The sequence below is a fragment of the Azospirillum sp. BE72 genome, assembly GCF_031455875.1.
Taxonomy (GTDB): Bacteria; Pseudomonadota; Alphaproteobacteria; order Azospirillales; family Azospirillaceae; genus Azospirillum.
This window is the reverse complement of sequence record NZ_JAVDTO010000028.1, coordinates 20,294-43,670: the sequence shown is the minus strand read 5'-3', so window position 1 is coordinate 43,670 and position 23,377 is coordinate 20,294. Positions and strand designations below refer to the sequence as shown.

The window sequence follows — 23,377 nt, the reverse complement described above, 5'->3', positions numbered from 1 at the left end:
TAACCCCCAGACCGGAAATCCAGGAGCAGCGAATCATGCTACGGCGGCAAAGGGAATCCCCCTCAGCGATTCCAGGCAACCTGAGAACGCTCTAGCAGTGGCTCAGGCGCAACGCGAAGCGGACCTGCGGGATCGGCTCGGCGCTGGCCGCCCCTTGTCGGTCGGAACCCTGTGCATCGGCGCCGGCATCATCGACCATGCCGTCCATGCCGGCTTGCACGAGGCGGGTATCGCGACTGAGGCGGCGCTGGCTGTCGACATCGATCCTGAGGGGCTGGACGTGGCGGTCACCGCCAATCCGGCGACTAAGGGCTGCCGGATGAGCATTGAGGCCAGCATCGACGAGATCGAGCCCGAGATCATGCCCAAGCTGTCCGTCCTCCTGGCCGGGCTGCCGTGCACCGCGGCGAGTGTCGCCGGGCGGGCACGCAAGCGCTTGACCATGCCGGAAGCGGACGAGCAGGCGGGGCACCTTTGCCACGCATACCTCACGCTTCTGCGCGCGTCGGAGGCGCCGATCACGGCGATCGAGAACGTCCCCCAGTACGCCTCGACGGCCTCCGCCGCAATCATTCGCACGCAACTCAAGCGCCTCGGCTACAGGGTTTTTGAAGTGCCGCTCGTCGGGTCGGAATTTGGCGCTATCGAAGCCCGTCGGCGTTGGACGCTGATCGGTATCAGCGAGGGACTGGCGCCGGAGACCCTCGAGGTGCCTGCGGAACCCGGTTCCGCGACCCGGCTGGGAGACGTCCTCGAAGACGTGCCGCCGGGCGATCCTCGCTGGCAGGATCATGCTTATCTGGACCGGCACGCCGAGGCGGAGGCCTCCAAGGGGAACAGCTTCAAGCGCAACATCGTGACTGTCGACAACACCACCGTCGGCACGATCGGACGGTCGTACTGGAAGCACCGGACCAGCGAGCCTTCCCTGCAGGCTCCCCACGACGCATCGCTCTCCCGTCTGCTGACGCCGGCAGAGCACGCCCGTGTCAAGTCTATCCCGGATGACCTCGCCGCCGCGATCATCAACGGCCGCTCCGCCACCGCCGCTCATGAACTGCTAGGGCAGGGCGCTGTGTGGAGTTGCTTCCGCGCCCTGGGGCGAGCCCTTGGAAAGGTGCTCGCACCGCTCGCCGGGAGCAACGTCGTGCCGCTCCCGGCGCGCACCCCGGTCTCCATCCCGCCGCTCCGTCGCCATTCCCGCATCACCAAGCGCGCAGCCGACTTCGGCCAGCTTGCGCTCGCTCTGTGAGGGAGGTCTAAATGCGGTTCTTTCCGAATTCCTTCTCCGACACCGGCTGGAAAACCGTCGAAGAAGCCTGTGCAAGGCTCGGACTGCGCGACGCCGAGGCGCTCTACGAGCAACTGGAGCGCTCCGTGCGGCGCCTCCAAGAGCGGCTGGACGGCGCAACTGGGCGCCGTGTCAGCCTCACGCTCCCCTGGCCAACGGCGGGCCGCTGGTGCGTCTTCATGAGCTTTAACGACCCCCTGGTGCCCGCCAGCGAGATGGTGCTGGTGGCGCTGGATGACGTGATGGAGGTCAGCACGAGGCTCGTCGACCATCTCGCGACCCTGGGTGAGGCCGTTCTGCAGGCCGCACGGCCCGCTCCAGTCTCTCCGGTGTCCCTTGCGCCGGAAAAGGCTGATCCCGCGCTCCAGAGGGCCTCGCGGCGCGTGCAGGCTGCCATCCGGCCGGAACAGCGACCGGCGCCGGCGCTGCTGCCTCCCATGGGCTCGGTGGCGACCACCGGCCAATTTGCCCTTGCTCTCTGAGGAACGGAAGCATGACCACCCGCACCAGACAGAGCCAGCTTCTGCTTCCGTTGCTAGAGGTCCTCGACGATGCCCCCAAGGGGATGACGGCGGCGGAGGCGGTGAGCGCCGTCGCCGACCACCTGAAGCTCTCCGAGGAGCAGCGTCGAGAGACTGTGCAACTGCCCTCCGGTACCTACCGCGCGCTCGACCGGGATGTCCGTTGGTGCCGCCAGAAGGCGGTCCTTGCCGGGCACATGGATGGATCGGTTCATAACCTCTGGCGTCTCACTCCGAAGGGGAAGAAAGACCTCCGTTTCGCCATGCCGGGGATCGTGGTCACGGTTTTCGAAACGGAGAACGGCGCAGCGGTGTGGGCCCAGGCCGAGAGCGCGTTCGGTCACATCGAGGATCAATCCCTAAACCTGATCTTCACCAGCCCCCCGTACCCGATCCTCACCGCGAAGGACTACCAGACGGCTGACGATGTCGGCACGTATCTGGATTGGCTGACTGGCCTTGCCCGGGAGTTCCATCGCTGTCTCACGTCCGATGGCTCACTGATCCTGAACCTCGGCGATGCGTGGCAACCCGGCAGGCCGACCCTCAGCCTCTATCAGGAGCGCCTCATCCTGAAGCTGGTTGATGATCTGGGCTTCCACGTCGCTCAGCGCTGCCACTGGCACAACCCGGCCGCCCTGCCGTCGCCGGCGCAGTGGGTCACGGTCAAGCGTGTTCGGCTGGCCCAGAAGGTCGAGAGCCTCTGGTGGCTGTCGCGGTCAGACACCCCGAAGGCAAACAACCGACACTGCCTCCAGCCATACAGCGACGCCATGCAGAAGCGATTGGCACAAGGTGGCGAGAAAGGCGCGGCGCGGCCGTCGGGGCACGTCCTCGCCAAGGGCGCCTTCGGGGCAGACAACGGCGGCAGCATCATGTCCAACCTCGTGATCGCTCCCAACACTGCATCGAACGGCGCCTACCAGCGCTACTGCCGCGATAACGGGCTGCCCGCTCACCCTGCTCGCTTCCCAGAGGCGATTGTCGAGCCGTTCATCAAGCTCACCACAGAGCCCGGTGACACGGTGTGCGACCCGTTCGCGGGCAGTCTCACGACGGCGGCTGTCGCGGAGCGCCTGCAGCGCCGGTGGATCGCCATCGAACAGAGCCTGACCTACCTGCGGGGGGGCGTTGGCCGGTTCGAGCCCGATGGGCTGCGTGTGGCCGCCTAAAAGGGAGAAGACCATGAGAGGTTTCGGCATCCTGAACGGTCCGCGCTCTCGAGTGTCCGTCGCCGACGACAGCGCGCGTTGTCCGAGTTTCCCGTGGCTCCTCACCAACGCCGGTTACGGCGGCGCGCTGAAGCGCCGCTTCGCTGACCGGGGCGTCGCTGAGGGCCGAGCCCGCCGACTGGCGCGCACCCTGCGCGCCGATGGAGCCTCCGTCATTCTGGAGATCGCCGATGCTGTCCGCACGTGATGTCCGCGCCCAGACAACCGTCCCCGGCTTCGTCCCGCCGCGGCCGCCACAGTCGTCGGCGCCGGCGCAGGTCCTCCCGTTCCGCCGTCCGATCCGCTGGTCGGCGCCGCGCCTGGACGACCTAGCGCGGCTGGCGGTCGACCTCGTGCGGGACGAGAGGGTCCTCTTTACGGCCCACGCCTACAGCGACCGCATGTCGGAGCGCGACATCGGGCAAGGCGAGGCCCTGGAGATCGTGTCCAAGGGTACGCCCTACAAGGTCGAACCTGGCGCGGCCGACGGCGAATGGCGGGTGAATTTCAGCCGGCGGGTAGGCGGCCGGGACGCCGCCGTGGCCCTGAGCCTGACGCAGGGACGTCATCAGGCCAAAGTGGTCACCGTCATGTGGCTCGATCGCCGGTAGCCGCTCCTCCTGGTCAGGCTCTTTGCCAATCACACGGCTCAAGGTGCCGAAAGACGTTGAATCGCAGCGCCTTTCAGCGGCGCGCCGGTTGAGGCCGCGCTGCTAGAGTCGTCTGCAAACAAAGGGGGGCACCTTGAGACAAATGGCATCCACGCTCCGCCGCGTCGACGTCATCGAACCGGCGCCGGCGATGAGCCTGAGGCAGACCATTGCGCAAGCCCAGGAATGGTTCGGCGAGGATACCGCGGGGGTGGGCGCCTACAATGAGCGGGTTGGGGTCTTGGTCGAAGTCTTCGGCGTCCATGTCGGACTCGAACGTGAAACCGCCAACCGCTGGGCTCGCGCTGCATGTCTTCACGACGTCGGAAAGCTGTGGGTTCCCGCCGACATCCTGCTGAAACGTGGTCCCCTTTCCGCGGAGGAGCGTCACGTGATGCAGCAGCACACTCTCGTGGGCTGCCTGCGTCTGTACCCCGTGTGCGAGGTGGCGGCTACCATGGCCCTCTCGCACCATGAGAACTTCGATGGTAGCGGTTACCCCTACAAACTGGCCGGCCAGGCCATTCCGTTTGCCGGCCGCCTCGTGAGGCTGCTGGATGTGTACGACGCCCTACGGTCGCTCCGGCCCTACAAGCCGGCGCTGAGCCATGATGAGGCCGTCGGGATCATGCTCCGTGGGGACGAGCGGGTCCGGCCGACGATGTTCGATCCACGCCTCCTGCACTGCTTCGAGCAGCATCATCGCCTGATAGAGGCCCGCTACGGCTGAAGAGGGTGACAAGCCGCCGCACGCGAGTACCGCCGTGTTCTGTGACGTGTTCGTTGTGGCTAGCCTACACTCGATGAGGGGACAGAATGACAGCCCATGCGACGATAGCAAGGATGTTCACGTGGGTGTGTTTAGTAATGTTGATATCCTCTATCACCGCAACTGCGCTCGCTTATCTGGACGGCAATGAAACCCTGCTGCCGGATTTTATATTGATCTCTGTTGTTCTCCTGGTGGTTACCGGCCTTTGTTTTTACGAGTATCGGTGCGCGGCGGCCCGGTAGACGCCTTTTTTCGTGCTCGCGGAAGGCAGGAACATGCGGACTGTAATCCTCTCCGCTCGACCATCAGCAGGGCACATGCGGCGAGGGGAACTGGGGCGCTGCCAGGATCTGAATTCTCAGGTTGCTGCTCCCCGAATATGACCAACGGCTTCGGCTGGCCCCAAGTCCAAATATCCGCCGTCGGTGTTGAACACTGAAGCACCATGACGGGAGGGCGACATGCGGTCGATGCTCATGACAACCATCGCTGCAGCACTGGTGGTGGCTTCCCACGGCGGCGCCGTCGCCGAAAGCGGAGGCAACGCCGAGGCTGGACTGATCTGCTTTCAGAACGGCCGCGTCATCCTGGCACTCGACGTTGTGACGGACTTCGCGATCCAGGAAACGACCAGCGGGCGCCGGTATGTCGGCCGCTGGGTGCGCAGTACCTACGCGGCCCCGGAGCCGTTCAGGATCGATGCGGGAAGCGACACCACCTGCTTCTCGCACAGACCGGAGCGGGGGTTCTTCTTCAGCAGCGGTGCCGGTCGGTAGGTCAGTTCCACCGGGTCGAAAGACGTGCAAAACTGTCGTCTTTCGGCTCTATCGCACTCAGCGTCGGACCGGTACATTGGGCTCACTTAGCGCCGCTTGCATGCTGCAGCGTTTGCAAAGTGTCCAGCTTCGGCTGGAGGACCTAGTTGGGGTCCTGAAACAACCAGCGCTCACGCCGCGGCCTCAGTGCCACGGCATCCGGCGACACTCGTCGCCGATGATCCCCCTGGGGAGGCATTCTCCCCACACAGGGGAAATCCGCCTCCTCGAACAGCCCCGGAGGGTCAGCCCTTTGGGCCGGCAACCCTCCTCTTTCCGTAAGGGAGTTGCGCTACTATGTCTATCGACAAGTTGTTCGAGTACGAGGAAGAGCTTCGCACTGGCGGCGCGCCGAATGCCGAGGTGTTCACCAAGGCGCTGCGCGGCGTTCTCAGGGAGCTCAAACAGGAGAGGTCCGGTATGGAGGCTTCTGTCACCGAGCTGAAGGGCGGCATCGACAAGCTCGATCACCGCATCGACAAGCTCGATCACCGCATCGACAAGCTCGATAGCCGCGTTTCCGCCCTCGACCATAAGGTCGATGCCGTTGAGCTCCGGCTCACTGCTCGCATCGACGCTCGCATCGACCTGGCCAAAGCCGAGCTCACCACCGAGATCCGAAACAGTAGCCTTGAAATCATGAAGGCGATGAACAATCAACTTTACAAGACAATGGGGGCGATCGGCACCATCATCGCCGTTTTCTACCTCATCGAAAAGTTCACCTGACAGCAGTCGGGCGCGACACACAAATACCCTGCGGGGAGGCCTCCTCCCCACCAGGGGAGAACTGCCTCCTCGCATCATCGTCCATTCACGACAACGAGGAAGCAGACCATGAACAAGCACTTCGACACCGTCTTTGCCTTGGCCGAAACGTCGCCCGGCTTTGACGATGCTGCGAACCGTTCTGAGATCATCCAGGCCAAGCGCGAGCTGGCGGCCCATGCCGGGTTGCAGGCGGCTGCTCAGGCGCTGATCGGCGCTTGGGGGAAGGGAAACCTCTCCCAGCCATTGCAGGCCATTCAGAAGGCCGTGGATGCGTTTTCTGCCCTATCGTCCTTGCCGGCGCCGGGGCATGTCCGCAAGTTCCTTGACCTCTCGACTGCTCACCTGGACGTGGAGGGAAGGGATCATCTGGAACAGGGTGGCGAGGGGATGGTCGTCTATCCCACCGCCTACGGATGGTTCGTCTACGTGTCGGAACCCGATGCGCTGGCGAGCTACACCGTGCCGCAGTGCCTGCTCGACATCCTTGATCGCGCCCGACAACTCGGATGTGACTATGTGCTCCTCGACTGCGATGCCGAGGAGGACAGCGAACTTCCGACGTTCGACGAGGCCGGTGCCGTGGAGGTTCCGGAAACCCCTCCGCAGCAGCCCGAGCCCGTCGCGGAGGTCGTGGCGGACGCTTCCAACTTCTGTGCCGAGCCCGGCACTCCCCCCTGGGACGAAGCCTGGGCGGCCCTGGTCGCCGAATTCGGCGATCCGGTCTGTCTCAGCACCGACGGGTGCCATAGCTGGCAGTATCTCGGCACCACCCAGAAGCCCGACGGCACCTGGAAGCACATCTTCCGCCACCGGTCGCTCTCGGCCGCGGGAGGCCAGCGGACCTATCGTGAGTACCCGGCGACGCCGCCGGCTCGCTGATCGGCGCTGATTCACGCCTGCGCTCCGTGCGCGGCACACAACACCAACCCGACCGGGTGCGTCTCCCGGTGGGGACGCACTCCGTCCCCATCGTCCAAGGAGGACCCCCGATGAAGAAGTTGACGCTCAAGGGCATTCCAGCCTCGCTGGTCGTTTTCGACTACCAGGCGTTCGGTGGCCCAATGCGCGCCTACTGCGCCGAGATGCCGGCGCGTAAGTGGCTCGAGGCGCACGGCTTCTGGGCCGGCCATTCTGTTCACATCGAAGAGATTGTTGAATGGGAGCGGTCACCCACGGACCGGGCTGCCGACGTGTTGTTCCGGATCGGAACGCTGGAGGCCAAGTTCTCCGACCTGATCCGGACCGACCTGCCGGTCGGCACGGGCGGCACCGCGGAAGCAGGAGACTTGATGCAGCTTGAACTTGACGGAGCATGGGCGTTTTTCGACCACTCCTGCGCAAGCTGGACCGGCTTTTCCGTTACAAGCTCCGCAATGGACGGCCGCCGCGGCTTCACGCTGGACCCCGAGTTCGCTCGCGCCTGGCTGGACCGAGGACGGTGCCGCCTGCGGCTGCACACGCAACGGCTTTCGGCCAAAGCGGCTGCCTGAGCGTCCCTCAGGTTCGCCACATCGCAAGCGCTGACCGGCCCTCCGCCGGCAGCGACACTCAACCCCACCGGGGCGACCACGCCCCGGGAGGGGTGTCGTGCGCCCGCCAATGGAGGACCCCATGCTGAATGCGGAAAGCCCCCGTGCTCGTGCGTACGCCATCGTGTTCCTTTATCGCGTCCAGAAGATCTCTTTTCTGCGCGCAATACGGGAGCTGGCTGCGCTCGGCATGCTCGAACTGAGTGGTAAGGGCTCGTGCCCCGTGGTCGATGCCCTCTATGCCCACTCGCTGGACGCGCTCCGGCGGATCATTCGGGAGTACGTCCCGGAGCCCAGACCCCAGCTACCCGATACCAGCAAGCTGCTTCGCCTTGCGAGAGCCGCCTGACCCACATCATCACAAACCCAAGGGGACCATGCCTCCCCAATGGGAACCGGCGTGCTCCCCGTCCGAGGAGAACTTCGATGAGCACCCCGCAAGAGACCGTCCGACGTTTCGTCACGTCTGATGGCTTCACCTACTTTCACCTGGATGACGTTTGGCGCGACTCAATCCTTTCCGGGCTCGTCGATGCGAGCTTGGACGGTGGCGAAAACGGCCCGGTCGGCGAGGATGGCTCGATGTCGGGCATCCTTGATGTCGTGCAGCCGGTGCTGCGCGTCTCGTGGATCGACGGTCCGCGCCAAGGGCAGGTGGCGAAGATCCCCATGATCGCCGTGCCCAAGCTGGTCAATGTCAGTGGCCAATGGCTCACCGGATGGCGACTGGCTGCCGGCGAGGCTCCATCATGGGTCACTGAGGTGCTCCAGTATGCCCTGAATGAAGGGCATACCCTGGAGGGGTCCCGGTTCATCGCCGACGAGATCGGCGACGAACTGGACCGGGGTGACGGCCGGCCCAACCTGACATTCAACGTCGATTACCTGGCGACCACGACACCTACGGTGATCGTGGGCGAGCGGGAGATGCAGGAGACCCAGGCGTCGGTGCAGGCATTCCTGTCCGCACCCTGAGCCTCCAGACGGCCCTTCATCACCCCTCCCGGTGGGGAGGGGCCGTCCTTCCGCGAAGCCACACCGTCCAACTGAGACCGTGGCGCAAGGAATGCCCTCAGCGCCGGACGGTCCACGGCGGAAGGCGGTGGAACAGCGCAGTGCACGCGAGCGCGAGAGTGAGCGGGTATACGACCGGTTTGCCGTCGCCGCGGCGGCCGGAGCGATAATGCTTGATGGACTCGACAGACAATCTCAGCGCCGCCGCGGCCTCCTCGCGCGTTTCGAAGCCCATGGCGTCCATCCAGTCATTGAATGCCTCGGGCGTCATGGCGCCCCAGTCATGGCCGGCGTCGGGGCGGGAATCCGGCGGCGTGCTGCTCATAACGTCCTGATCCTCGATCTGCCCGGCTGCGCGCCGGTCTGCGCAACAGGTTTACGCCGCTGCTTTGAGATCGACAACGCGCGAACGCAGTTCCGCTTTCGTCGGCCGCACCGCACGGCTGATGTGGAGCGCATAGACCGCCACAGCTCTCCAGTACACGGCTAGGGGGCCTTTCTTGCTGGTCCAAGACTTCTCGGCGCGCACCTTCGCGTCCAGATACAGGTCGCGGAGGACATCGGCGAGGGCAAGCCGGAGTTCGGGCTGCAGCGTGAGCAGCCTGGCGACAGCCGGCAGGGCGAGAACAGGATTTCGAACTTCGGGGCGCGAGCTACGGTCCATGGTCAGGTCCTTGTTCGTGTTCGACGGAGAGGGAGGTGGTGGCAGCGCACAGCGTTCTTTAGGCGGCGATCTGCAGCCGGCGGCGCGGCGGCGAGTTTGCCGTTACCAGCACTCGGGCCATTTCCGGGCACACGCTGTTGCCAATCCGGGCGATCTGCTGTTCCTGGGTCAGCCTGCGACCGTCGGAAGTGCGGTCAATGACGTACTCCGGGGGGAAGCCCTGGATGAGCTTCAGCTCTTGCGGCACCAGCATCCTCATCGACAAGTCGACGATCTGGAACCACTCGCCCTTCACGCGGCAGAGGCCCAAAAGGTGCGGCAGTTCGGTCGCGGGGCCTACATAGCCAAGTTGGGCAGCGAGCGCGGTCAAGAAGGCGTCTGGTTCCGCCGGCGGTAGTTTGCGCAGGCCGCGCGTGCTCTTCCAATCGACGCGCTCCAGGAACCGCCGCACGGCCCGAATTTGCTCATGCAGTCGCTTGGGGAAAGCAGTCAGGAGAGCGTCCTCGAAAGGAACGCTCACGTCGTCTAAGGCCGTGCCAACTGGCTCCAGTCTGGTCTGGACGAGGCCCTGGTGCATTCCGGACGCCAGAACAGCCGGAGCCGACCTATCAAGGGCCCGGCCGTCCTTGCACGTACCCTTGAGCACCACAAGGTGAGCGCCCTGCCGCCCGTGCGGATCGCGGGTTGCGGGGGTCGCGGCGGCCCCCTCCCGCCCCTGTCCGACACTCGGGGCATGGAGCTTGTGGATGGTCGCGGTCACCGGCTGCTGGTGGCTGCCCGTTGTGGTGATGGTGGAGGCGGGGGCCAGCAAGCTGTGCCCAATCTCGCCCGTGTTGTGCTGGGCCAGATAGGCGACGCTGCCAGTGTCTGCGCCCGACAGTGGGTGCGCGTGGCTGGTGAGAAGAGCACTTTCGTTCTTGGTGACGATTGTCGGGTGCGGCACACGTGGATCCCGAACCTTGATGGAGCGGCTGCCGCGCTGGGTGATCTGCGTTGTGGCCGCAAGCACAAGCCCATGGGCATCGCGGGCTGCGGTGATGGTCTTGGCCGGCTCGGTCGAAGCGAAACCCCGGAACCCCTTGCCTGCATGGTTGAGCGTGGCGACGAACGGCTCGTAACCCTCGCGCATCGACGATGCGATCATGAAGCGGTGCGCACCATGGGCCAAGCGATCCAAGGTGGCGGGCGCGAGCGGCTTCGTCCGACCGAAGATGCTCTTGGAGGGCAAGGAGAAGTCAATGCAGGTGGACACCGGGGTGTAGGGCTTCAACAAGCCCGTGCGAACCTCGTCAGAACGTGGGTCGCCATGGGTCGGCGTCGGCCAAGCGACTGGGACGCCATCGCGGCGTGCGACGATAAACAGGCGGGTCCTAATGGTCGGGACACCAAAGTGATGGGCGGCCAGGCAGCGGAACTCGAGATGGTACCCGAGCCGCTCCAACTCCGTCCGCCATTGTCGGAAGTAGAGCCCTTTCAGTGCTTCAGCCGGCGCGCTTTGGCTGTCCGGTGGAACCCCGGAGCCGTCAGGGAACGGATAGAGGATCGGCTCGTCCTCGGTGGGGCCTGCGGTTAGCATCTCCGGAACATTCTCAACGTAAATAACTTTCGGACGTTGCCAACCCGGAAGGCGCGCCCATCTAATAACAACCCTCATCAATCCCCTGATTTTTGGACTTCTCAGAGCCTTGCCTGAGGCTCTCGACCAATGGCGACAGTCCGGCGATGCCCAGAGATTTCGTATGCTGCGGCCTCTACATGCGATTACTGGATCGACCTCAAACACGTCGCTATGAAAATGTTCGGTGCGAGGATGATTGACTTCGTGCATGGCGATTGCAGCGGCATCATGATTCACCGCCAGATCGACGGGCTTGCCAAGGGCCTGCTCCATTCCCTCCGATGCGCCGCCGCCACCGGCAAACAGGTCAACGTCCAACTCATCGTCCGCCGTCGACTTCAAGGACAACGAAAACTGCGCGGCAGGACTCTCCGCCCGTCCCATTGAGCGACGCGCCTCATTACGGCGGCGCGCGCGGGAACGAGCTGGCATGTGCGGAACGGAAATGGGACGGGGGTGAACGGACATCGCCATGGACATGACCTCAGCACTATGGGCGAAGCGGGTAATTTTTACCCTCCTGCTCCCATATAGCTGTTGCCTCTCTCCTCTGGCAAGGGTAATTTGTACCCACGCCGAGCAGGCCGGAAAGGCTGGCTCGAACACAAAGAGGCAAGAAAGATGGCCGCTTCCTCTCAGATCGCTTCCAAGACCGCATCTCCCACTGCCGGGGAAAAATTACCCGCAACCGTCATCCAGGTTCGTGGCGTGCCGCTGCGTGTTGCTGACCAAGCACTGCACGCCGTCCGCTTCGGCTATTGCCCGGTCTCATCGACTGGCTACCGGTCGCACTATTGCCAGCCGCTACCGTCGCCCACCGCGCTGGAGGAAATCGCCCAGGAGGCGGACAGGCAGCGTGCTTCGGCACTCCGGCGGCTTCGGGAAGCAAAGGCGGGATCGCCGAAAGGACGCACCCCGGACCAGCGGTTTTCGGATTTCATCATGTTTGAGGGCGCGATCTCAGCTGCCGTCAACCAAGCCTACCTCGCGCCGCCGTCGGACCAGGACAAGCTGTTGCGGGAGATTGCAACCACGACCGAGGCTTTGGCGCCTTTCATGGTAACGGGCCATGCCAAGCCGCTCAATCCCGGTTCGCACTGGACCCCCGAGCTGCTGATCGAACGCGCGCAGGCTTACCACCGCCTTTGTGCTTTGACGTGCCGCCTACTTGCCCGCCTGTGCCAGCGTGGAAGGGCCATCGACATCGCCGCCTGGGGCGCCTTCGTCGATGCGCTTCCTCGCGGCCCTGGCTTCTCGATGCTCCCTCCGACCGTGCTGTTGAAGCTGCTGGGCCGGGACGGCTCCGAGAAGGCAGGAACCAGTGGCAACGCGGTTGAGGTGTGTGGCGCATCCGCTCCGCATGCGGTCGATGACATCGAGGAGCAGCACTGTGAACCGGAGCCCCGCGTCGCGCCTGCAGAGCTGGTGGCCGCCAATGCGGCGCCGGTTTGGACGGTCGACAAGCGTGGTCAGCTGTCCATGTTCTGAGAAACCGTGCGAAGTGCCGGAACACGAGCGGAGGGGCGGGTAGATCGAACGGCGGCGGTGTCGGGTGCGACTGAGCCGACGGCTGGCGCGGCGATCGTCACCAACCACACCAGGGCCGCATAGCCTTTGATGGGCGAGAGATGATCCATCTCGGTCGAGAACTCGCATTGGAACGTGGTCGGCGGAGGCGCCGATTGGGTCGAGGCAATCAAGGTGCGCACCAAGCGCCCTCATTGTCTGGCCGTGACAATGCTTATACTTAAGCGATCAACTGTGTCTCATAATTTGCAATCATGATCGAGATGCAGATTTTCTTTCTTGTGCGCTCTGTACGATATGGTAGGATCGTCTCATCAAACCACTGACTGATGCCGCCGCCATGACTGCGCTCTTCTCAACAGACAAGCTGCTGGATGCCAAGTTCTCCTCTGAGACCGTCGAGAAGATCGCCGCAGCTTATCGTGCGGTGCGCGATCTCATCGAAAAGGATGTTCCTCTCGCCGTTGCGGTCAGCTTCGGGAAGGACAGCACGGCAATGCTCACCATCGCGCTGCTGGCCCACCATGATGCGGTGCGCGAGAACCCGCTGCGCCACCCCTTGACCGTTCAGACCGCAGACACCGGCATCGAGAACCCTGTCATTCATCAGCACGTCCAGAGCCAGATTTCGTTGCTGGAACGCTACGCCCGTCGACACGCGATCCCTCTGCGGATACGCGTTGGGCGTCCCACCCTGGCCTCGTCGTGGATGACTGCCGTGATCGGGATGCGCAAAGTGCCCACGTTTTCGAATTCGGCAAGCCGAGACTGCAGCGTAGAGCTAAAGGCCCGCCCGAACCTGCGCGAACTGCGCAAGCTGGTGCCTGAGCTGAAGGCTGAATACGAGGCGATGCTTCGGACTGCGGAGCCGGGCGACTTCTTCCGCATCTCCGAGCTTGCTGCGTCCCTGGACCGGGAGAGCGTGGTGACCCTCTTGGGCACCCGCTTCTCAGAGTCTACCAGCCGAGCCGGCCGGATGGATCGCAGGGGCGACGCGGCCCGCGCCATTACCGTCACCGCGGACGGTCAGCGGACGCTGCCACTGATCGCCGACTTCGACACGGATGAGGTATGGGAATGCCTTGCCCTGGCTGGGGAGGGGCGGGCGCTGGAAGCCTATGCACCGAACTTCGACCAGACCCGTGACCTCTATCGCGCGGCCACCGGCGAATGCCCGGTGGTCTCATCCGGTAAGTCTGCCGCCTCCGCCTGTGGAAGCCGATTTGGCTGCGCGCTTTGCACCGTATCGGGCAGCAGCGACAAGAGCATGACCATCATGCTCCGAGACCCGAAGTATGCCTGGATGCAGCCGCTCAATGATCTGCGCGACTTCCTCGTGGAGACCCAGTACGACCTCGACCGTCGGCGTTGGACGGCCAGAACCACGGACCCGGTTACCGGCCACGTTCGGATCCAAGCCGACGTTTACTCCCCAGCCATGGTCCAGGAGCTGCTGGGTATCTGCCTGACGATCGACGCCCGCGAGAAGGAACGGGCCGCCGCCTTGGACGAGGACCTCTGGGCCTATTACGCTGGTGAGGCCGTGTCGTGGTCCGACCCCTATATGCGCGCGACGGCAGCCGCTGGGACGCCTGACATCGCCTGGGCGACGCGTATGGCAAAGCCGCAGTTCCAACTCGTAAACCCTGAGCAGGTGCTGGCAATCGACTTCATGTGGGCACGTTACGGCGCCTCCGTCCCCTTTGAGGCTCTGCACATCTGGCGCGACGTGACCAAGCGGGGGGTTCGCTTTGAGATCCCCAAGATCGAGGTTCAGCCGAACCGGCGCGATCTCCGTATGCCGGAGCCGCGCTGGGTCGCGCTTCCCGCGAATGAACGGATGTTGCACCCGCTCTACGACCCGCTGACCACGTTCTACTATGAGCGCCCAGGCCGGGACGTGCCTGCGGTCACCGCGCAAACGTGTGTCGAACACCAGGAGGAGGAGACCTTCTCGGTTGACGGCGAATCCGCTCATATGATTTTCGAGTTCGAGGCTGACCGCCTGCTCGATGTCTACTACAACGGACGCTTCGAGCCGACGGTGGCGGTACAGTTCTACCTACGCTTCGGCACGATTGCACTCGCCGCCGGACGGCTGCAGGAACTGGCGAACACGGTGGACCACGCCCAGCGTCTTACTGACGCAGGCCTCGGCCCAGGCACGCCGGCCGCGGAGTTGCTCGCCCGCTCGATTTCCGATGGTGAGCACAATCGGCTGAAGGCTGCCACCATGATCCCTGCGAGGGTGGTGCCGGCGCCACGGCGGCAAGCCAATATGCCGATCGGGCAAGGCGACCTCTTCGCCTCCCTAGCCGCCTGAGGTACAACTATCGAAGGTCGAACGGCACAGCCACACCAGCGAAAGGCGGCGGAAATCGCCGTCTTTCAAGGTCGCGGGCAACGCCGAAAATCGGCTAACCAGATGCCATTGCACGTTGGAGTATCCGACCGTGACCAGACTGCCCACCACCGCCCTGCGCTCCATTGCCGTCGCCACGGTTGCTATATCCCTGACTGCCTGCACAACGACTTCTCGGCCCCGTCCAGTGGACGGATGGCAGCAGGCGCGCGACGCCCAACGACAGCTGTTATCCGGCGCTGGCCTCGAGAACCACTTCAAGCAGCCCCTGGTCAATGGGAAGCCGACCGTGACGACGGGCCGCGACGCTAAGTTTGACACACTCAACATCAGCTACGATCCGCGCTACGTCACCTCGGAGGAAGTCACCGAAGCCGGCAGCACCTTCTGCGAGAAGCAGAAGCAGGGTCGGCAGCCTATTCTCCTGGAGATGATTGCCGGGCAGTTGGATGAAAGTAACCGGGCTGCCCGTGAGCGGGTCCAGATGACGAGCTCGGCAACAATTTTCTGCACCAATGGCTCTGCGGCCGATGAGGCCCTGCTGGCCGCATATAAGGGCTCCCGGACAACGGCGCTCCAGCAGGAGGCGCAGCGCTCGGCGATGCAACGTTCGGCACAGCTCCGGGCCAGGATCGAGGAATCTCAGGAGAACCGTGCCCGATGGGACGCCATTAAGCGCCGCGACGAACAGCGGGTGAATGGATCGACCGGCTACACCTACGTCCCGACGCACTGACCATCGTCCACCCACGACATCAGAACCGCCATCCCTTCGGAGAAGCAACCGCCATGAGCACCCCCGTCACGAATGACCGCGTTTCTCTGGATATCCCCGATTTCGTCGGCCACACGAAGGGCTGGGATGGCGGCGTGTCGTTCGGGAACCTGGAGATCTTCCAGTTCTGCTCGGTCATGAAGCAGATCGATCCAAACGGGCAGCTGCGCCAGCAGATCACAGACGCGCTGAACGCTGCGCCCGGCCTGCGCGTGGCGATGATGCACGGGACATTCAGCCGTGCTCCGGTGGTTGCCACTGCGGCTGAGTAAGAAAACCCAGTCGTAAGCCGCGTTCCCTCCCGGCGTTGCACCGCGACGCCGGACACCGCCGGTCGAACCCGCGAAGCGGTGCGAGAGGGAGCTGAGCGGCGACCCTGGCAGTCCGCAAAATGTGCATCGAAGATGTCTTTGGCTTGGGACGCCACAACCGCGGCGGCTGTCTGGTTCTCCGGCACGGCGCGGAATAGCTTGGGCTCCTTGACCGGCCGCGCGATGCCTTGCCGGTTCGCCAGAGCCGCGATAGCGATGGCGTCTGACTGGTTTAACCTCATTCATGAAGGGTCCAATCCCCCGTGCCGATCAGCCTGCCCTACAACACAGCTGTTCGTGAGCGGCGTCGGTCAGCCCCGGAGGCACTGGACTTTCTCCCCACTCAACCGTGGGCGGTTCGGGCGCTGGTGCACCAGATCCTTGGTGTCGACGCGCTGTCCGGAAGCGTCGTCTGTGAGCCTGCGGCCGGTGCCGGGGATATCGCCCGCACGATGCTGGAGTTCACTCCGCATGTGCGTGTCGCAGATGTGGCGGATTACGGAACCAGGAACATCTACGAGCAGCCGATCAGCATTCGCGATTTTCTGACTTGGACGCCCGATGAAGCGGAAGCTCCGGATTGGGTCTGCACGAACCCACCCTTCACCTTGGGAGAGGCCTTTATACACCACGCCCGCCGCTTCGCCCGACGCGGCGTGGCGGTGATCGTCCGAACCGCATTCCTGGAAGGGCAGGGCCGTTACGAGCGGCTGTTCAGCCAGTGTCCGCCTGACATTATTGCCGTTCACGCCGAGCGCGTCCCGATGTTCGTGGGGCGGCTGGATCCCAAGAGGAGCAGCGCAACCTCGTATTCATGGTTGATCTGGTTCCGGGACGGAGCTGGCGACGCGCGAACACGCTGGATTGCACCGTGCCGCGACATCTACGAACGGGCATCGGATTATCACGGGTGGCGCTGGTGCATGCATGCCGGCCGTCCGTTGCCGCACCTGTCAATCACAGGCGTAGCGCATCTCGAAGACGACATTGCCCAAGCGCTGCCGATCCTGCGCGATCCAGTCCGCACCGTGATCCATCCTGGTCGCCTCCGCGTGGTGTCCAGCCTGATCGAGGCCACACCGGACTGTCGCGAACGGGTGCTGGCCCGGATCAGCGTTTGGCACGCAGATGCCGTTCCGACCGAGGCAAGGGCGAAGCTGGAGCAAGCCCTCGTCCATCATGGACTTCGGATTGACCCTGCCAATCTCGGCACCAAGCTCGCGGCGTGACGTGAGAAGGTTCAACGACGTGCTGACGTCTCGATGCGGTACCGAGCGATGACCAAGCTGACTCCGGCCCAGATCGCCCAGCTGATGCGGATCGACGCCGGCGGAATAGACGGGATGCCCGCCGCTGGCTTCACAGCGTCTGCACCGGAGAAACGACTGCTGACGCGCGGGCTGATTCAGACCTGGACAACCAGCATTCCGGCCGGGATCGGCGCCTTGACCATTAAGCTGAGCCTGGCGGCTTTAACCAACGACGGTCACCGGCAGTTCGCTGAACTCGGTCTGCCCCCATCTGCCGACATGGCTAGGTTCATCGGGCGGCGGCAGGGATGGTGCAGCACCAATTACGAGTTGCTGCGGATCGCCCACCTGAGGGGCTATGTGGAAGTCGTCGAACGGAGCGGTGTCGGCGGCTGCACAACGCGCTGGCGCCGCACAGAATCCGGGAAGGCCGCGCTGATCCTGTTCCATGAGCATGAGCGACTGGTGGCTGAGGAGATGGCCAAGCTAGAGGCCGCACACCTGACCCGGAGCAAGACGCAAGACATCGCGAGGCCGCGGACGCGGGGCTAGGGTTCGTCAGCCCATTGCCCCATGGCCGCCAATATCTGAGCTGGACGGCAGAACGTACCTGCGGGTGTCGCCTATCTTGCCAAGGAACGGATTTCACAGGTGATGGCGCTTGCCGACAACAGGCCGTTGGCGTAGAATGCCAACATGAATGCCGAACTCGTCATCCGCCGCCGCGTCGCTTACGGCAACCGCGACTTTGCCGAAATGGTGGTGTGGCGGGTGCCCGAGCCCGTTCCGCCAACCACCCACGGATTCAAGTACCGTCTGGTCTATATCGTTGACGGGCGGCGGGTGCTGGGGTTCGACAACGAACGCGGCAAGGGTGACCATCGGCATCAGGACGACGCCGAGCATCCCTACGAGTTTGTCAACGTCGACCGGCTGCTCGCCGATTTCGTGGCGGCGGTGAGGCAATGGAGGACCGACCATGATCGAACGTGACATCCGCGTCGATACTGACGCCCTGGACCAGGCGGCCGCTGAGGTTGCCGCTGCTTGGAAGGCGGCTGAAGCGGGCCATCCCGCCGCGGCCACCGATCGCCTCTACTTCGCAAGCTGGGAGGCCCTATGCACCGTTCTGACGCCCAAGCGCTACGAGCTGCTGCGGCACCTACGGCGTGCTCCTGCGGATGGTATTCGGGCGCTCGCGCGTGATCTCGGGAGGGACGTCAAGCGGGTCCACGAGGATGTTACCGCGCTCGAAGAACTGGGACTGATCGAGCGCGGCGCCGACGGTAGGCTAACCATGCCCGTCGACGAGATAGCCTCGTCGATCCGCTTCGCAGCCTGAATGTCCAGAAAAGGAGCCGAAGGTGGCATCGTGCATGAGTCTTTCCGTCCGGACGTTCGTTGAGGCTGTGCGCCTCGCCAGCAGCGTACCATTTTCCGAAGGAGCCGTGTTCGGCGTAGGGGGCGGCCCTGGGAATTGCGAACGGCATCCGGCAATGCGCCTCCTGGCCGATGCATGGAATTCCGCCGCGCCGGAGGATCTCCGCAGCGCCGCCTTCGCGCTCAGCTTCGTCAGGCAGGATGGCGAGTATCGGTGCGCGTCGGCCGACGTGCTTGCGCCGTCGTTGCATGATCGGGCCGTGCCGGCTAGCTGCGCACTCGTCGGAGACGACGTATTGCTCCAGTTCGTCCGGAGCTTCGCTGCTGGCCGCCGCAATGGCCACGGCTGGGAATTCCTCCAGGTAGACGGTGGGTTGTGGCTTGACGTTGCGGTGGCCGACGAAGAGCGCGATGAAGCCTACTGGGGCTTGGTGACGCTGGAATCGTTCCCGAGCGCCTTTCCGGCAGTCTGGGCGCGCTTGACCTCACGGTCGGCCACCAATCTGTGAATAGAGCGACGGGAAGCCCATGCGAACCCTGCACCAAGAGGTCATGCGCGAGGCCGCCTCGTCCGGGCAGCCGAGGTTTCGACCGACGCAATCCCAGATCGCTGCCATTCGGATGGCGGCGAAGCGAGACTGGCCTGCCGGCGAGCCTCGCATTGACTGGTTCAACAAGGCGACCGCACGGGTCCTGCTGCGCGAGGGCGTCATCGTCGAGCGGCCGGATAGCGCGGCTGGAAGCCGCGGGAACATCATCGATCTGACGCCGGCAGGCGAAGCGCTGCTGGCGTCTATCTAAGGAGCGCCATAATGCAAACGCTGGTGAAAGGCATGCGCGTCCGTGCCGAATGGTTCGAGGCACGTCCTTTTGATGCCGTGTCGCTGGCTGGCGTCCAGTTGAAGGTTGCTGCCAACCCAAAGGTTGTTGAGGGTACTGTCGCGCATATCCGCGGCGACCATCCCACCTCGCCGAGATCCGTTGGGGTCTGGATCTCCACCGACGCCGGCGATGAGGTTGTCGTCGATGCCCGCCACATAATCAGCGCCAGCGCGCCTGCCGATCCAGCATAGGAGGGCCGACGGCGCCGGCCAGCAGCAGGATCGCCGCCGTCCCGGCCGGTCAGCCGCCGCGGTGGAACTGGCCGCGCGCCCAGCGCGCCGCCCCCGTCAGCAAGTAACGCGAGCCGAGGGCGCCGACCTGCAGGACCGCCAGCTGCCTTAAGTTGTCGATTAACGAGTTTGCGGCTAGGGTGCCGCACTAGAACCGGCACCGTACAAACCCGCCGTCCACCTGCGACGGCGGCGTTATCTGAGGAATACCATGACGCGAAATGAACGACTTGCGACTGCTTTTACTTCCATGAATGAGGCATTCGAAGTGTTGCGCCCTCTCGCGATCGGGGGCAGCGAAAAAGGTCCTGCGAGTGAGATCGTCGCGCAAATATTGGAAAGACTGTACCACGACATGGACACGCTTGTTGAGGTCATGGCCAACTCGGCAAACGAAGAGCAAGCGATCAATAGGCCGAGCTGACCCGCAGCCGCCCGACCCAAGCCTCGGCCGTCGTCTTCGGTCTGGTGATGAGGGCTGGCAGTCTCCTCCGTAGTTTCCCCGCCGCCTGATAAACGCCCGATGTGGTCTGGCTGTTGACCAATCGCACCTGAGGCCCTGATGCACCAGTCCCCGGTTTGGTCCGTTCGTCACATTGTCACCCGCATTCACGGGTGCGATCTCGCTGTAACCTGGCGCCCTGAATGCTGGGTATGGAACGTAACCGTTGCCGGCGAGCAAGTTGCCAGCGGGAGATCGCGCAGCCAAGAGGGCGCCCAGAATGCCGCTGTGCAGGCAGCACGGCGCCACGCGGACGATGGCGGCAAGGTGCAACTCCCATTGTTCTGAGATCAACGGCTACCGGAAGCCGGCCCGATCTGGCGTTCGACGGGGAGGTGAAACTGACGAAGCGCCCGTACCCTCTTGGAGCCGGAAGGCGTTCCCATAACGGTCAGGCTGCTTTTGCGAGAAGCCATTCCTTCAGCTTCGACCACCGACGCCCCTCCTGCCGTGCCCGCACCGCCATCCCGAGCGCCTTCCGCTGGCCCACGACGACGACCAGTCGCTTCCCGCGGGTGACGCCGGTGTAGACGAGATTGCGCCTGAGCATGCTCCAGTGCTGCATCGCCAGCGGGATGACGACGGCCGGGTATTCCGAGCCCTGACTCTTGTGGATCGTCGTCGCGTAGGCCAGCGATACCCTGTCCAGTTCGCCGAAGTCGTAAGCGACCTCACGGCCGTCGAAGTCGATCAGCAGTTCGCTGTTCTCCGGGTCCATGGCGGTGATGACGCCCAGGTCTCCATTGTAGACCTCCTTCTCGTAATCGTTCTCGGTCTGCATCACCTTGTCGCCGACACAGTAAGTCCAGCCGAAGCGCTCGACCCTGGCATCGCCCGGTGGGTTCAGGACCGCCTGGAGTTCCACGTTCAGCGACCGGGCGCCGAGGCCCCCTCGGTTCATCGGGCAGAGCACCTGGATATCGCGTACGGGATCGAGGCCGAAGCGTTTCGGGATCCTGTTCCTGACGACCTCGATGAGCTTGCGAACACCAATCTCCGGTTCCGCCGCCTCGACGAAGTAGAAGTCCGAACCTTCGACCGGCGCCAAGTCCGGCATCTGGCCCTGGTTGATGCGGTGGGCATTGACGATGATGCGGCTCGCAGCCGCCTGCCGGAACACCTCGGTCAGGCGCACCACGGGCACGGCGCCGGATGCGATCACGTCGGCCAGCACCTGCCCCGGCCCCACCGACGGCAACTGGTCGACATCGCCGACCAGGATCAGGGCCGCCCTGTCGGGGGTCGCCTTCAGCAGCGCGTTCATCAGGGGCACGTCGACCATGGATGTCTCATCGACGACGAGCAGATCGCATTCCAGCCGGTTCTCCTCATTGTGCTTGAAGCCTCCGGCAGCCGGGTCGAAGGCGAGCATCCGGTGGATGGTCCTGGCCTCCAACCCGGTGCTCTCGGAGAGCCGCTTGGCCGCCCGGCCGGTCGGGGCGCACAGCAGGATCCGGATGTGCTTGGCAGCCAGGATCTTCAGGATGGAGTTCACCAGGGTCGTCTTGCCGACCCCGGGGCCGCCGGTGATGACCATGACCTTGGATGCCAGGGCAAGCCGGACAGCCTCCCGCTGGCTCGGCGCCAGCGTCAGTCCCGTCCTACCCTCCACCCACTCCAGCGCCTTCTCCATGTCGATGGCGGGCCAGGGCAGCGTCCCGCCCGCGAGCCCCCGCAGCCGGGCGGCGATGGCCTGCTCGGCCCGGTACAGCCCAGCCAGGAAGACGCAGTCCCTGCCCTCCAGCTGATCGGCGATGACGGCGCCGTCACGAAGCTCGTCCGCCAGCGCCTCGGCCACCAGATCGGTGCCGACCTCCAGGAGGTCGCTGGCCAGCTTCTCCAGTTCCTCCACCGGCAGGCCGCAATGCCCCTCGTCCATAGCCTCGGCCAGCGCGTAGCCGATACCCGCCCGGACGCGGACCATGGCCGTCTTCTCGATGCCCAGCTTGGCGGCGATGGCATCAGCGGTCTTGAAGCCGATGCCGCGGATGTCCCGGGCCAGCCGGTATGGGTTCTCGGTGATGAGTTGGATCGCCTCCTGTCCGTAGGTCTTGTAGATGCGGACGGCCCGGGAGGTCCCGACGCCGTTGGCGTGCAGGAACAGCATGATCTCCCGGATCGCCCGCTGGTCGGCCCATCCCTTGACGATGCGGTCGGCCCGCCTGGGCCCGATGCCCGTGACCTCGCGCAGGCGACTGGGTTCGGCTTCGATGAGGTCGAACACGGCCTCGCCGAATGCCTTGACGAGCTTCTTCGCGTAGACCGGGCCGATGCCTTTGATCATCCCGGAGCCCAGGTACTTCTCGATGCCCTCCAGCGTGGTGGGCTGCGTCGCCTTCAAGAAGGTGGTCTTGAACTGGAGACCGTGGGTGCGATCGTTGACCCAGCTGCCGCTCGCCTGGATCCATTCCCCGGCCGAGATCATCGCCGCATGTCCGACGACGACAACCAAGTCCCGATGTCCGCGGACCTTCACCCGGAGCACGCAAAAGCCGGTCTCGGCGCTGTGGAAGGTCACGCGCTCCACCAGCCCGGCCAGGGACTCCGTCGATGACGCGATGGCTTGCCCGCTCATGCTGTGAGTGTGCTGGATTCCCGATCGTGAGGCCAGAATTGTCAGCTCCGCCGTGGTTGTCCCGTCATCCAGGTCTTCCAAGACGCTGGTTTGTTCGAAGGGACCGGGATCACCAGCAACCTCCAGGCGACGGCGGTCATCTGGTCGCTCCCCAGTATCACCTCGACCTCAGGGGGCCGCCTTGCCACGACCACGGCCACGCCTTGTCGGCTTTTCCGGTGCCACTGGCGCAGGTGTCTGAGCGCGACGCCCAAGCCCCATGCCCTTTGCCAGCTCCGATCGAGCCGCCGCGTAGGTGGGGGCCGTCATCGGGTACTCCGGTGCCAGGCCCCATTTCGCTCGGTATTCGTCGGGCGCCAGGTCGTGCTCGACGCGCAGGTGACGCTTGAGAAGCTTGTTCTTCTGCCCGCACTCCAGGCAGGTGATCGTGTCTGGCGCCACCGAACGCTTGATTGGGACGGCCGGCTGCTGGACCTCAGCTTGCACCGATGAGGAGCTGATCGCGGTGGAGAGTGCCCCGTAGATCCCGCGCAGCACCGCAGGGATCTCAGCCACTGCCAGGGTATGGTTGCTCAGGTACGCGGACGCAATCTTGGCGGTGATCTGCACCAGGCCCGCTTGGTCAAAGCGATCTTCATGGTTCTGCTCGGACATTCAAAGTGTCTCCACTGTCGGTGCAAGACGGTGATGAGATCCGTCAAAAATCACGAAGAACGATATCCATCAC

The 23,377-nt window shown here is 64.3% G+C and carries 28 protein-coding genes; 23 read left to right on the top strand and 5 right to left on the bottom strand.

Annotated elements, in window-relative coordinates:
- The 12 genes from J2Y49_RS31245 to J2Y49_RS31190 form a co-directional block, all read left to right on the top strand.
- A partial coding sequence (locus J2Y49_RS31245) for a DNA cytosine methyltransferase (RefSeq protein ID WP_310119591.1) occupies window positions 1–1,252 on the top strand: 1,252 nt, incomplete at its 5' end.
- 11 nt (window positions 1,253–1,263) lie between these two features.
- A complete protein-coding gene (locus J2Y49_RS31240; protein WP_310119589.1) occupies window positions 1,264–1,773 on the top strand; it encodes a hypothetical protein in 510 nt (169 codons plus the stop codon).
- An 11-nt stretch (window positions 1,774–1,784) separates the two neighbouring features.
- Window positions 1,785–2,984 (top strand): site-specific DNA-methyltransferase, encoded by a 1,200-nt coding sequence (locus J2Y49_RS31235; protein ID WP_310119587.1) that lies wholly within the window; start codon window positions 1,785–1,787, stop codon window positions 2,982–2,984.
- A gap of 13 nt (window positions 2,985–2,997) precedes the next feature.
- The gene (locus J2Y49_RS31230) at window positions 2,998–3,231 is read left to right on the top strand and encodes a hypothetical protein (protein WP_310119585.1); all 234 of its coding nucleotides are present in this window, start codon (window positions 2,998–3,000) and stop codon (window positions 3,229–3,231) included.
- The gene (locus J2Y49_RS31225; RefSeq protein ID WP_310119583.1) at window positions 3,215–3,634 is read left to right on the top strand and encodes a DUF4258 domain-containing protein; all 420 of its coding nucleotides are present in this window, start codon (window positions 3,215–3,217) and stop codon (window positions 3,632–3,634) included. Before J2Y49_RS31230 ends, J2Y49_RS31225 begins: the two co-directional genes overlap by 17 nt.
- A 142-nt stretch (window positions 3,635–3,776) precedes the next feature.
- Window positions 3,777–4,403: an HD domain-containing phosphohydrolase gene (locus tag J2Y49_RS31220; protein ID WP_310119581.1), complete on the top strand. Its 627-nt coding sequence runs from the start codon at window positions 3,777–3,779 to the stop codon at window positions 4,401–4,403.
- 503 nt (window positions 4,404–4,906) lie between these two features.
- Window positions 4,907–5,221 (top strand): hypothetical protein, encoded by a 315-nt coding sequence (locus tag J2Y49_RS31215; RefSeq protein WP_310119579.1) that lies wholly within the window; start codon window positions 4,907–4,909, stop codon window positions 5,219–5,221.
- A gap of 336 nt (window positions 5,222–5,557) precedes the next feature.
- Window positions 5,558–5,989 (top strand): hypothetical protein, encoded by a 432-nt coding sequence (locus J2Y49_RS31210; RefSeq protein ID WP_310119578.1) that lies wholly within the window; start codon window positions 5,558–5,560, stop codon window positions 5,987–5,989.
- A gap of 108 nt (window positions 5,990–6,097) precedes the next feature.
- Window positions 6,098–6,910 (top strand): hypothetical protein, encoded by an 813-nt coding sequence (locus J2Y49_RS31205; protein ID WP_310119576.1) that lies wholly within the window; start codon window positions 6,098–6,100, stop codon window positions 6,908–6,910.
- Window positions 6,911–7,020: 110 nt separating this feature from the next.
- Complete coding sequence (locus J2Y49_RS31200) at window positions 7,021–7,521, top strand: hypothetical protein (protein WP_310119574.1); 501 nt, start codon at window positions 7,021–7,023, stop codon at window positions 7,519–7,521.
- Window positions 7,522–7,642: 121 nt separating this feature from the next.
- Window positions 7,643–7,909 carry a hypothetical protein gene (locus J2Y49_RS31195; protein WP_310119572.1) on the top strand — a complete coding sequence of 89 codons (267 nt, stop codon included), beginning with the start codon at window positions 7,643–7,645 and terminating at the stop codon, window positions 7,907–7,909.
- A 77-nt stretch (window positions 7,910–7,986) separates the two neighbouring features.
- Window positions 7,987–8,535, top strand: a complete 549-nt coding sequence (locus tag J2Y49_RS31190; RefSeq protein WP_310119570.1) for a hypothetical protein — start codon at window positions 7,987–7,989, stop codon at window positions 8,533–8,535.
- A 97-nt stretch (window positions 8,536–8,632) separates the two neighbouring features.
- Here the strand turns inward: J2Y49_RS31190 and J2Y49_RS31185 are convergent, their stop codons facing one another.
- Genes J2Y49_RS31185 through J2Y49_RS31175 form a run of 3 tightly spaced genes read right to left on the bottom strand, consistent with a single transcriptional unit; the run spans window position 8,633 to window position 11,174 of the window.
- Window positions 8,633–8,899 carry an XRE family transcriptional regulator gene (locus J2Y49_RS31185; protein WP_109155062.1) on the bottom strand — a complete coding sequence of 89 codons (267 nt, stop codon included), beginning with the start codon at window positions 8,897–8,899 and terminating at the stop codon, window positions 8,633–8,635.
- 51 nt (window positions 8,900–8,950) lie between these two features.
- A complete protein-coding gene (locus tag J2Y49_RS31180) occupies window positions 8,951–9,238 on the bottom strand; it encodes a hypothetical protein (protein WP_149228685.1) in 288 nt (95 codons plus the stop codon).
- A gap of 58 nt (window positions 9,239–9,296) precedes the next feature.
- Entirely contained in the window at window positions 9,297–11,174 is a 1,878-nt protein-coding gene (locus J2Y49_RS31175) for a DNA cytosine methyltransferase (protein WP_310119566.1), read from the bottom strand.
- Between the two features lie 303 nt (window positions 11,175–11,477).
- On the opposite strand from J2Y49_RS31175, the gene J2Y49_RS31170 reads away from it, so the two are divergent.
- The 11 genes from J2Y49_RS31170 (at window position 11,478) to J2Y49_RS31120 (ending at window position 19,534) form a co-directional block, all read left to right on the top strand.
- Window positions 11,478–12,344, top strand: coding sequence for a hypothetical protein (locus tag J2Y49_RS31170; protein WP_149228689.1), 867 nt, complete (start codon window positions 11,478–11,480; stop codon window positions 12,342–12,344).
- Between the two features lie 379 nt (window positions 12,345–12,723).
- Window positions 12,724–14,706 (top strand): hypothetical protein, encoded by a 1,983-nt coding sequence (locus J2Y49_RS31165; protein ID WP_310119563.1) that lies wholly within the window; start codon window positions 12,724–12,726, stop codon window positions 14,704–14,706.
- Between the two features lie 130 nt (window positions 14,707–14,836).
- Window positions 14,837–15,481: a hypothetical protein gene (locus J2Y49_RS31160; protein WP_149228693.1), complete on the top strand. Its 645-nt coding sequence runs from the start codon at window positions 14,837–14,839 to the stop codon at window positions 15,479–15,481.
- A 53-nt stretch (window positions 15,482–15,534) separates the two neighbouring features.
- Window positions 15,535–15,792, top strand: coding sequence for a hypothetical protein (locus tag J2Y49_RS31155; protein WP_149228695.1), 258 nt, complete (start codon window positions 15,535–15,537; stop codon window positions 15,790–15,792).
- A 302-nt stretch (window positions 15,793–16,094) separates the two neighbouring features.
- The gene (locus J2Y49_RS31150; protein WP_188092596.1) at window positions 16,095–17,060 is read left to right on the top strand and encodes a hypothetical protein; all 966 of its coding nucleotides are present in this window, start codon (window positions 16,095–16,097) and stop codon (window positions 17,058–17,060) included.
- 48 nt (window positions 17,061–17,108) lie between these two features.
- Window positions 17,109–17,633 (top strand): hypothetical protein, encoded by a 525-nt coding sequence (locus J2Y49_RS31145; protein ID WP_194915226.1) that lies wholly within the window; start codon window positions 17,109–17,111, stop codon window positions 17,631–17,633.
- Between the two features lie 144 nt (window positions 17,634–17,777).
- Window positions 17,778–18,074: a DUF6516 family protein gene (locus tag J2Y49_RS31140; RefSeq protein WP_149201742.1), complete on the top strand. Its 297-nt coding sequence runs from the start codon at window positions 17,778–17,780 to the stop codon at window positions 18,072–18,074.
- Window positions 18,061–18,423, top strand: a complete 363-nt coding sequence (locus J2Y49_RS31135; protein WP_149228698.1) for a hypothetical protein — start codon at window positions 18,061–18,063, stop codon at window positions 18,421–18,423. The genes J2Y49_RS31140 and J2Y49_RS31135 overlap by 14 nt, the downstream gene beginning before the upstream one ends.
- Window positions 18,424–18,457: 34 nt before the next feature.
- On the top strand, window positions 18,458–18,970 hold the full coding sequence (locus tag J2Y49_RS31130) for a hypothetical protein (RefSeq protein WP_149228700.1): 513 nt from the start codon (window positions 18,458–18,460) through the stop codon (window positions 18,968–18,970).
- A gap of 19 nt (window positions 18,971–18,989) precedes the next feature.
- Window positions 18,990–19,262, top strand: coding sequence for a hypothetical protein (locus tag J2Y49_RS31125; RefSeq protein WP_149228702.1), 273 nt, complete (start codon window positions 18,990–18,992; stop codon window positions 19,260–19,262).
- A gap of 11 nt (window positions 19,263–19,273) precedes the next feature.
- Window positions 19,274–19,534: a hypothetical protein gene (locus J2Y49_RS31120; RefSeq protein ID WP_149228704.1), complete on the top strand. Its 261-nt coding sequence runs from the start codon at window positions 19,274–19,276 to the stop codon at window positions 19,532–19,534.
- A 932-nt stretch (window positions 19,535–20,466) separates the two neighbouring features.
- Here J2Y49_RS31120 and J2Y49_RS31115 read toward each other — a convergent pair.
- Complete coding sequence (locus tag J2Y49_RS31115; RefSeq protein ID WP_149228708.1) at window positions 20,467–22,650, bottom strand: ATP-dependent RecD-like DNA helicase; 2,184 nt, start codon at window positions 22,648–22,650, stop codon at window positions 20,467–20,469.
- A gap of 168 nt (window positions 22,651–22,818) precedes the next feature.
- Window positions 22,819–23,304 (bottom strand): MucR family transcriptional regulator, encoded by a 486-nt coding sequence (locus tag J2Y49_RS31110; RefSeq protein WP_149228710.1) that lies wholly within the window; start codon window positions 23,302–23,304, stop codon window positions 22,819–22,821.
- Between the last annotated feature and the right edge of the window lie 73 nt (window positions 23,305–23,377).

Excerpts from the sequence above, each read along its gene's own strand:
- J2Y49_RS31240 (WP_310119589.1), top strand. The coding sequence starts at position 1,264 with ATGCGGTTCTTTCCGAATTCCTTCTCCGACACCGGCTGGAAAACCGTC.
- J2Y49_RS31235 (WP_310119587.1), top strand. The coding sequence starts at position 1,785 with ATGACCACCCGCACCAGACAGAGCCAGCTTCTGCTTCCGTTGCTAGAG.
- J2Y49_RS31230 (WP_310119585.1), top strand. The coding sequence starts at position 2,998 with ATGAGAGGTTTCGGCATCCTGAACGGTCCGCGCTCTCGAGTGTCCGTC.
- J2Y49_RS31225 (WP_310119583.1), top strand. The coding sequence starts at position 3,215 with ATGCTGTCCGCACGTGATGTCCGCGCCCAGACAACCGTCCCCGGCTTC.
- J2Y49_RS31220 (WP_310119581.1), top strand. The coding sequence starts at position 3,777 with ATGGCATCCACGCTCCGCCGCGTCGACGTCATCGAACCGGCGCCGGCG.
- J2Y49_RS31215 (WP_310119579.1), top strand. The coding sequence starts at position 4,907 with ATGCGGTCGATGCTCATGACAACCATCGCTGCAGCACTGGTGGTGGCT.
- J2Y49_RS31210 (WP_310119578.1), top strand. The coding sequence starts at position 5,558 with ATGTCTATCGACAAGTTGTTCGAGTACGAGGAAGAGCTTCGCACTGGC.
- J2Y49_RS31205 (WP_310119576.1), top strand. The coding sequence starts at position 6,098 with ATGAACAAGCACTTCGACACCGTCTTTGCCTTGGCCGAAACGTCGCCC.
- J2Y49_RS31200 (WP_310119574.1), top strand. The coding sequence starts at position 7,021 with ATGAAGAAGTTGACGCTCAAGGGCATTCCAGCCTCGCTGGTCGTTTTC.
- J2Y49_RS31195 (WP_310119572.1), top strand. The coding sequence starts at position 7,643 with ATGCTGAATGCGGAAAGCCCCCGTGCTCGTGCGTACGCCATCGTGTTC.
- J2Y49_RS31190 (WP_310119570.1), top strand. The coding sequence starts at position 7,987 with ATGAGCACCCCGCAAGAGACCGTCCGACGTTTCGTCACGTCTGATGGC.
- J2Y49_RS31185 (WP_109155062.1), bottom strand. The coding sequence starts at position 8,899 with ATGAGCAGCACGCCGCCGGATTCCCGCCCCGACGCCGGCCATGACTGG.
- J2Y49_RS31180 (WP_149228685.1), bottom strand. The coding sequence starts at position 9,238 with ATGGACCGTAGCTCGCGCCCCGAAGTTCGAAATCCTGTTCTCGCCCTG.
- J2Y49_RS31170 (WP_149228689.1), top strand. The coding sequence starts at position 11,478 with ATGGCCGCTTCCTCTCAGATCGCTTCCAAGACCGCATCTCCCACTGCC.
- J2Y49_RS31165 (WP_310119563.1), top strand. The coding sequence starts at position 12,724 with ATGACTGCGCTCTTCTCAACAGACAAGCTGCTGGATGCCAAGTTCTCC.
- J2Y49_RS31155 (WP_149228695.1), top strand. The coding sequence starts at position 15,535 with ATGAGCACCCCCGTCACGAATGACCGCGTTTCTCTGGATATCCCCGAT.
- J2Y49_RS31145 (WP_194915226.1), top strand. The coding sequence starts at position 17,109 with ATGACCAAGCTGACTCCGGCCCAGATCGCCCAGCTGATGCGGATCGAC.
- J2Y49_RS31140 (WP_149201742.1), top strand. The coding sequence starts at position 17,778 with ATGAATGCCGAACTCGTCATCCGCCGCCGCGTCGCTTACGGCAACCGC.
- J2Y49_RS31135 (WP_149228698.1), top strand. The coding sequence starts at position 18,061 with ATGATCGAACGTGACATCCGCGTCGATACTGACGCCCTGGACCAGGCG.
- J2Y49_RS31130 (WP_149228700.1), top strand. The coding sequence starts at position 18,458 with ATGAGTCTTTCCGTCCGGACGTTCGTTGAGGCTGTGCGCCTCGCCAGC.
- J2Y49_RS31125 (WP_149228702.1), top strand. The coding sequence starts at position 18,990 with ATGCGAACCCTGCACCAAGAGGTCATGCGCGAGGCCGCCTCGTCCGGG.
- J2Y49_RS31120 (WP_149228704.1), top strand. The coding sequence starts at position 19,274 with ATGCAAACGCTGGTGAAAGGCATGCGCGTCCGTGCCGAATGGTTCGAG.
- J2Y49_RS31115 (WP_149228708.1), bottom strand. The coding sequence starts at position 22,650 with ATGAGCGGGCAAGCCATCGCGTCATCGACGGAGTCCCTGGCCGGGCTG.
- J2Y49_RS31110 (WP_149228710.1), bottom strand. The coding sequence starts at position 23,304 with ATGTCCGAGCAGAACCATGAAGATCGCTTTGACCAAGCGGGCCTGGTG.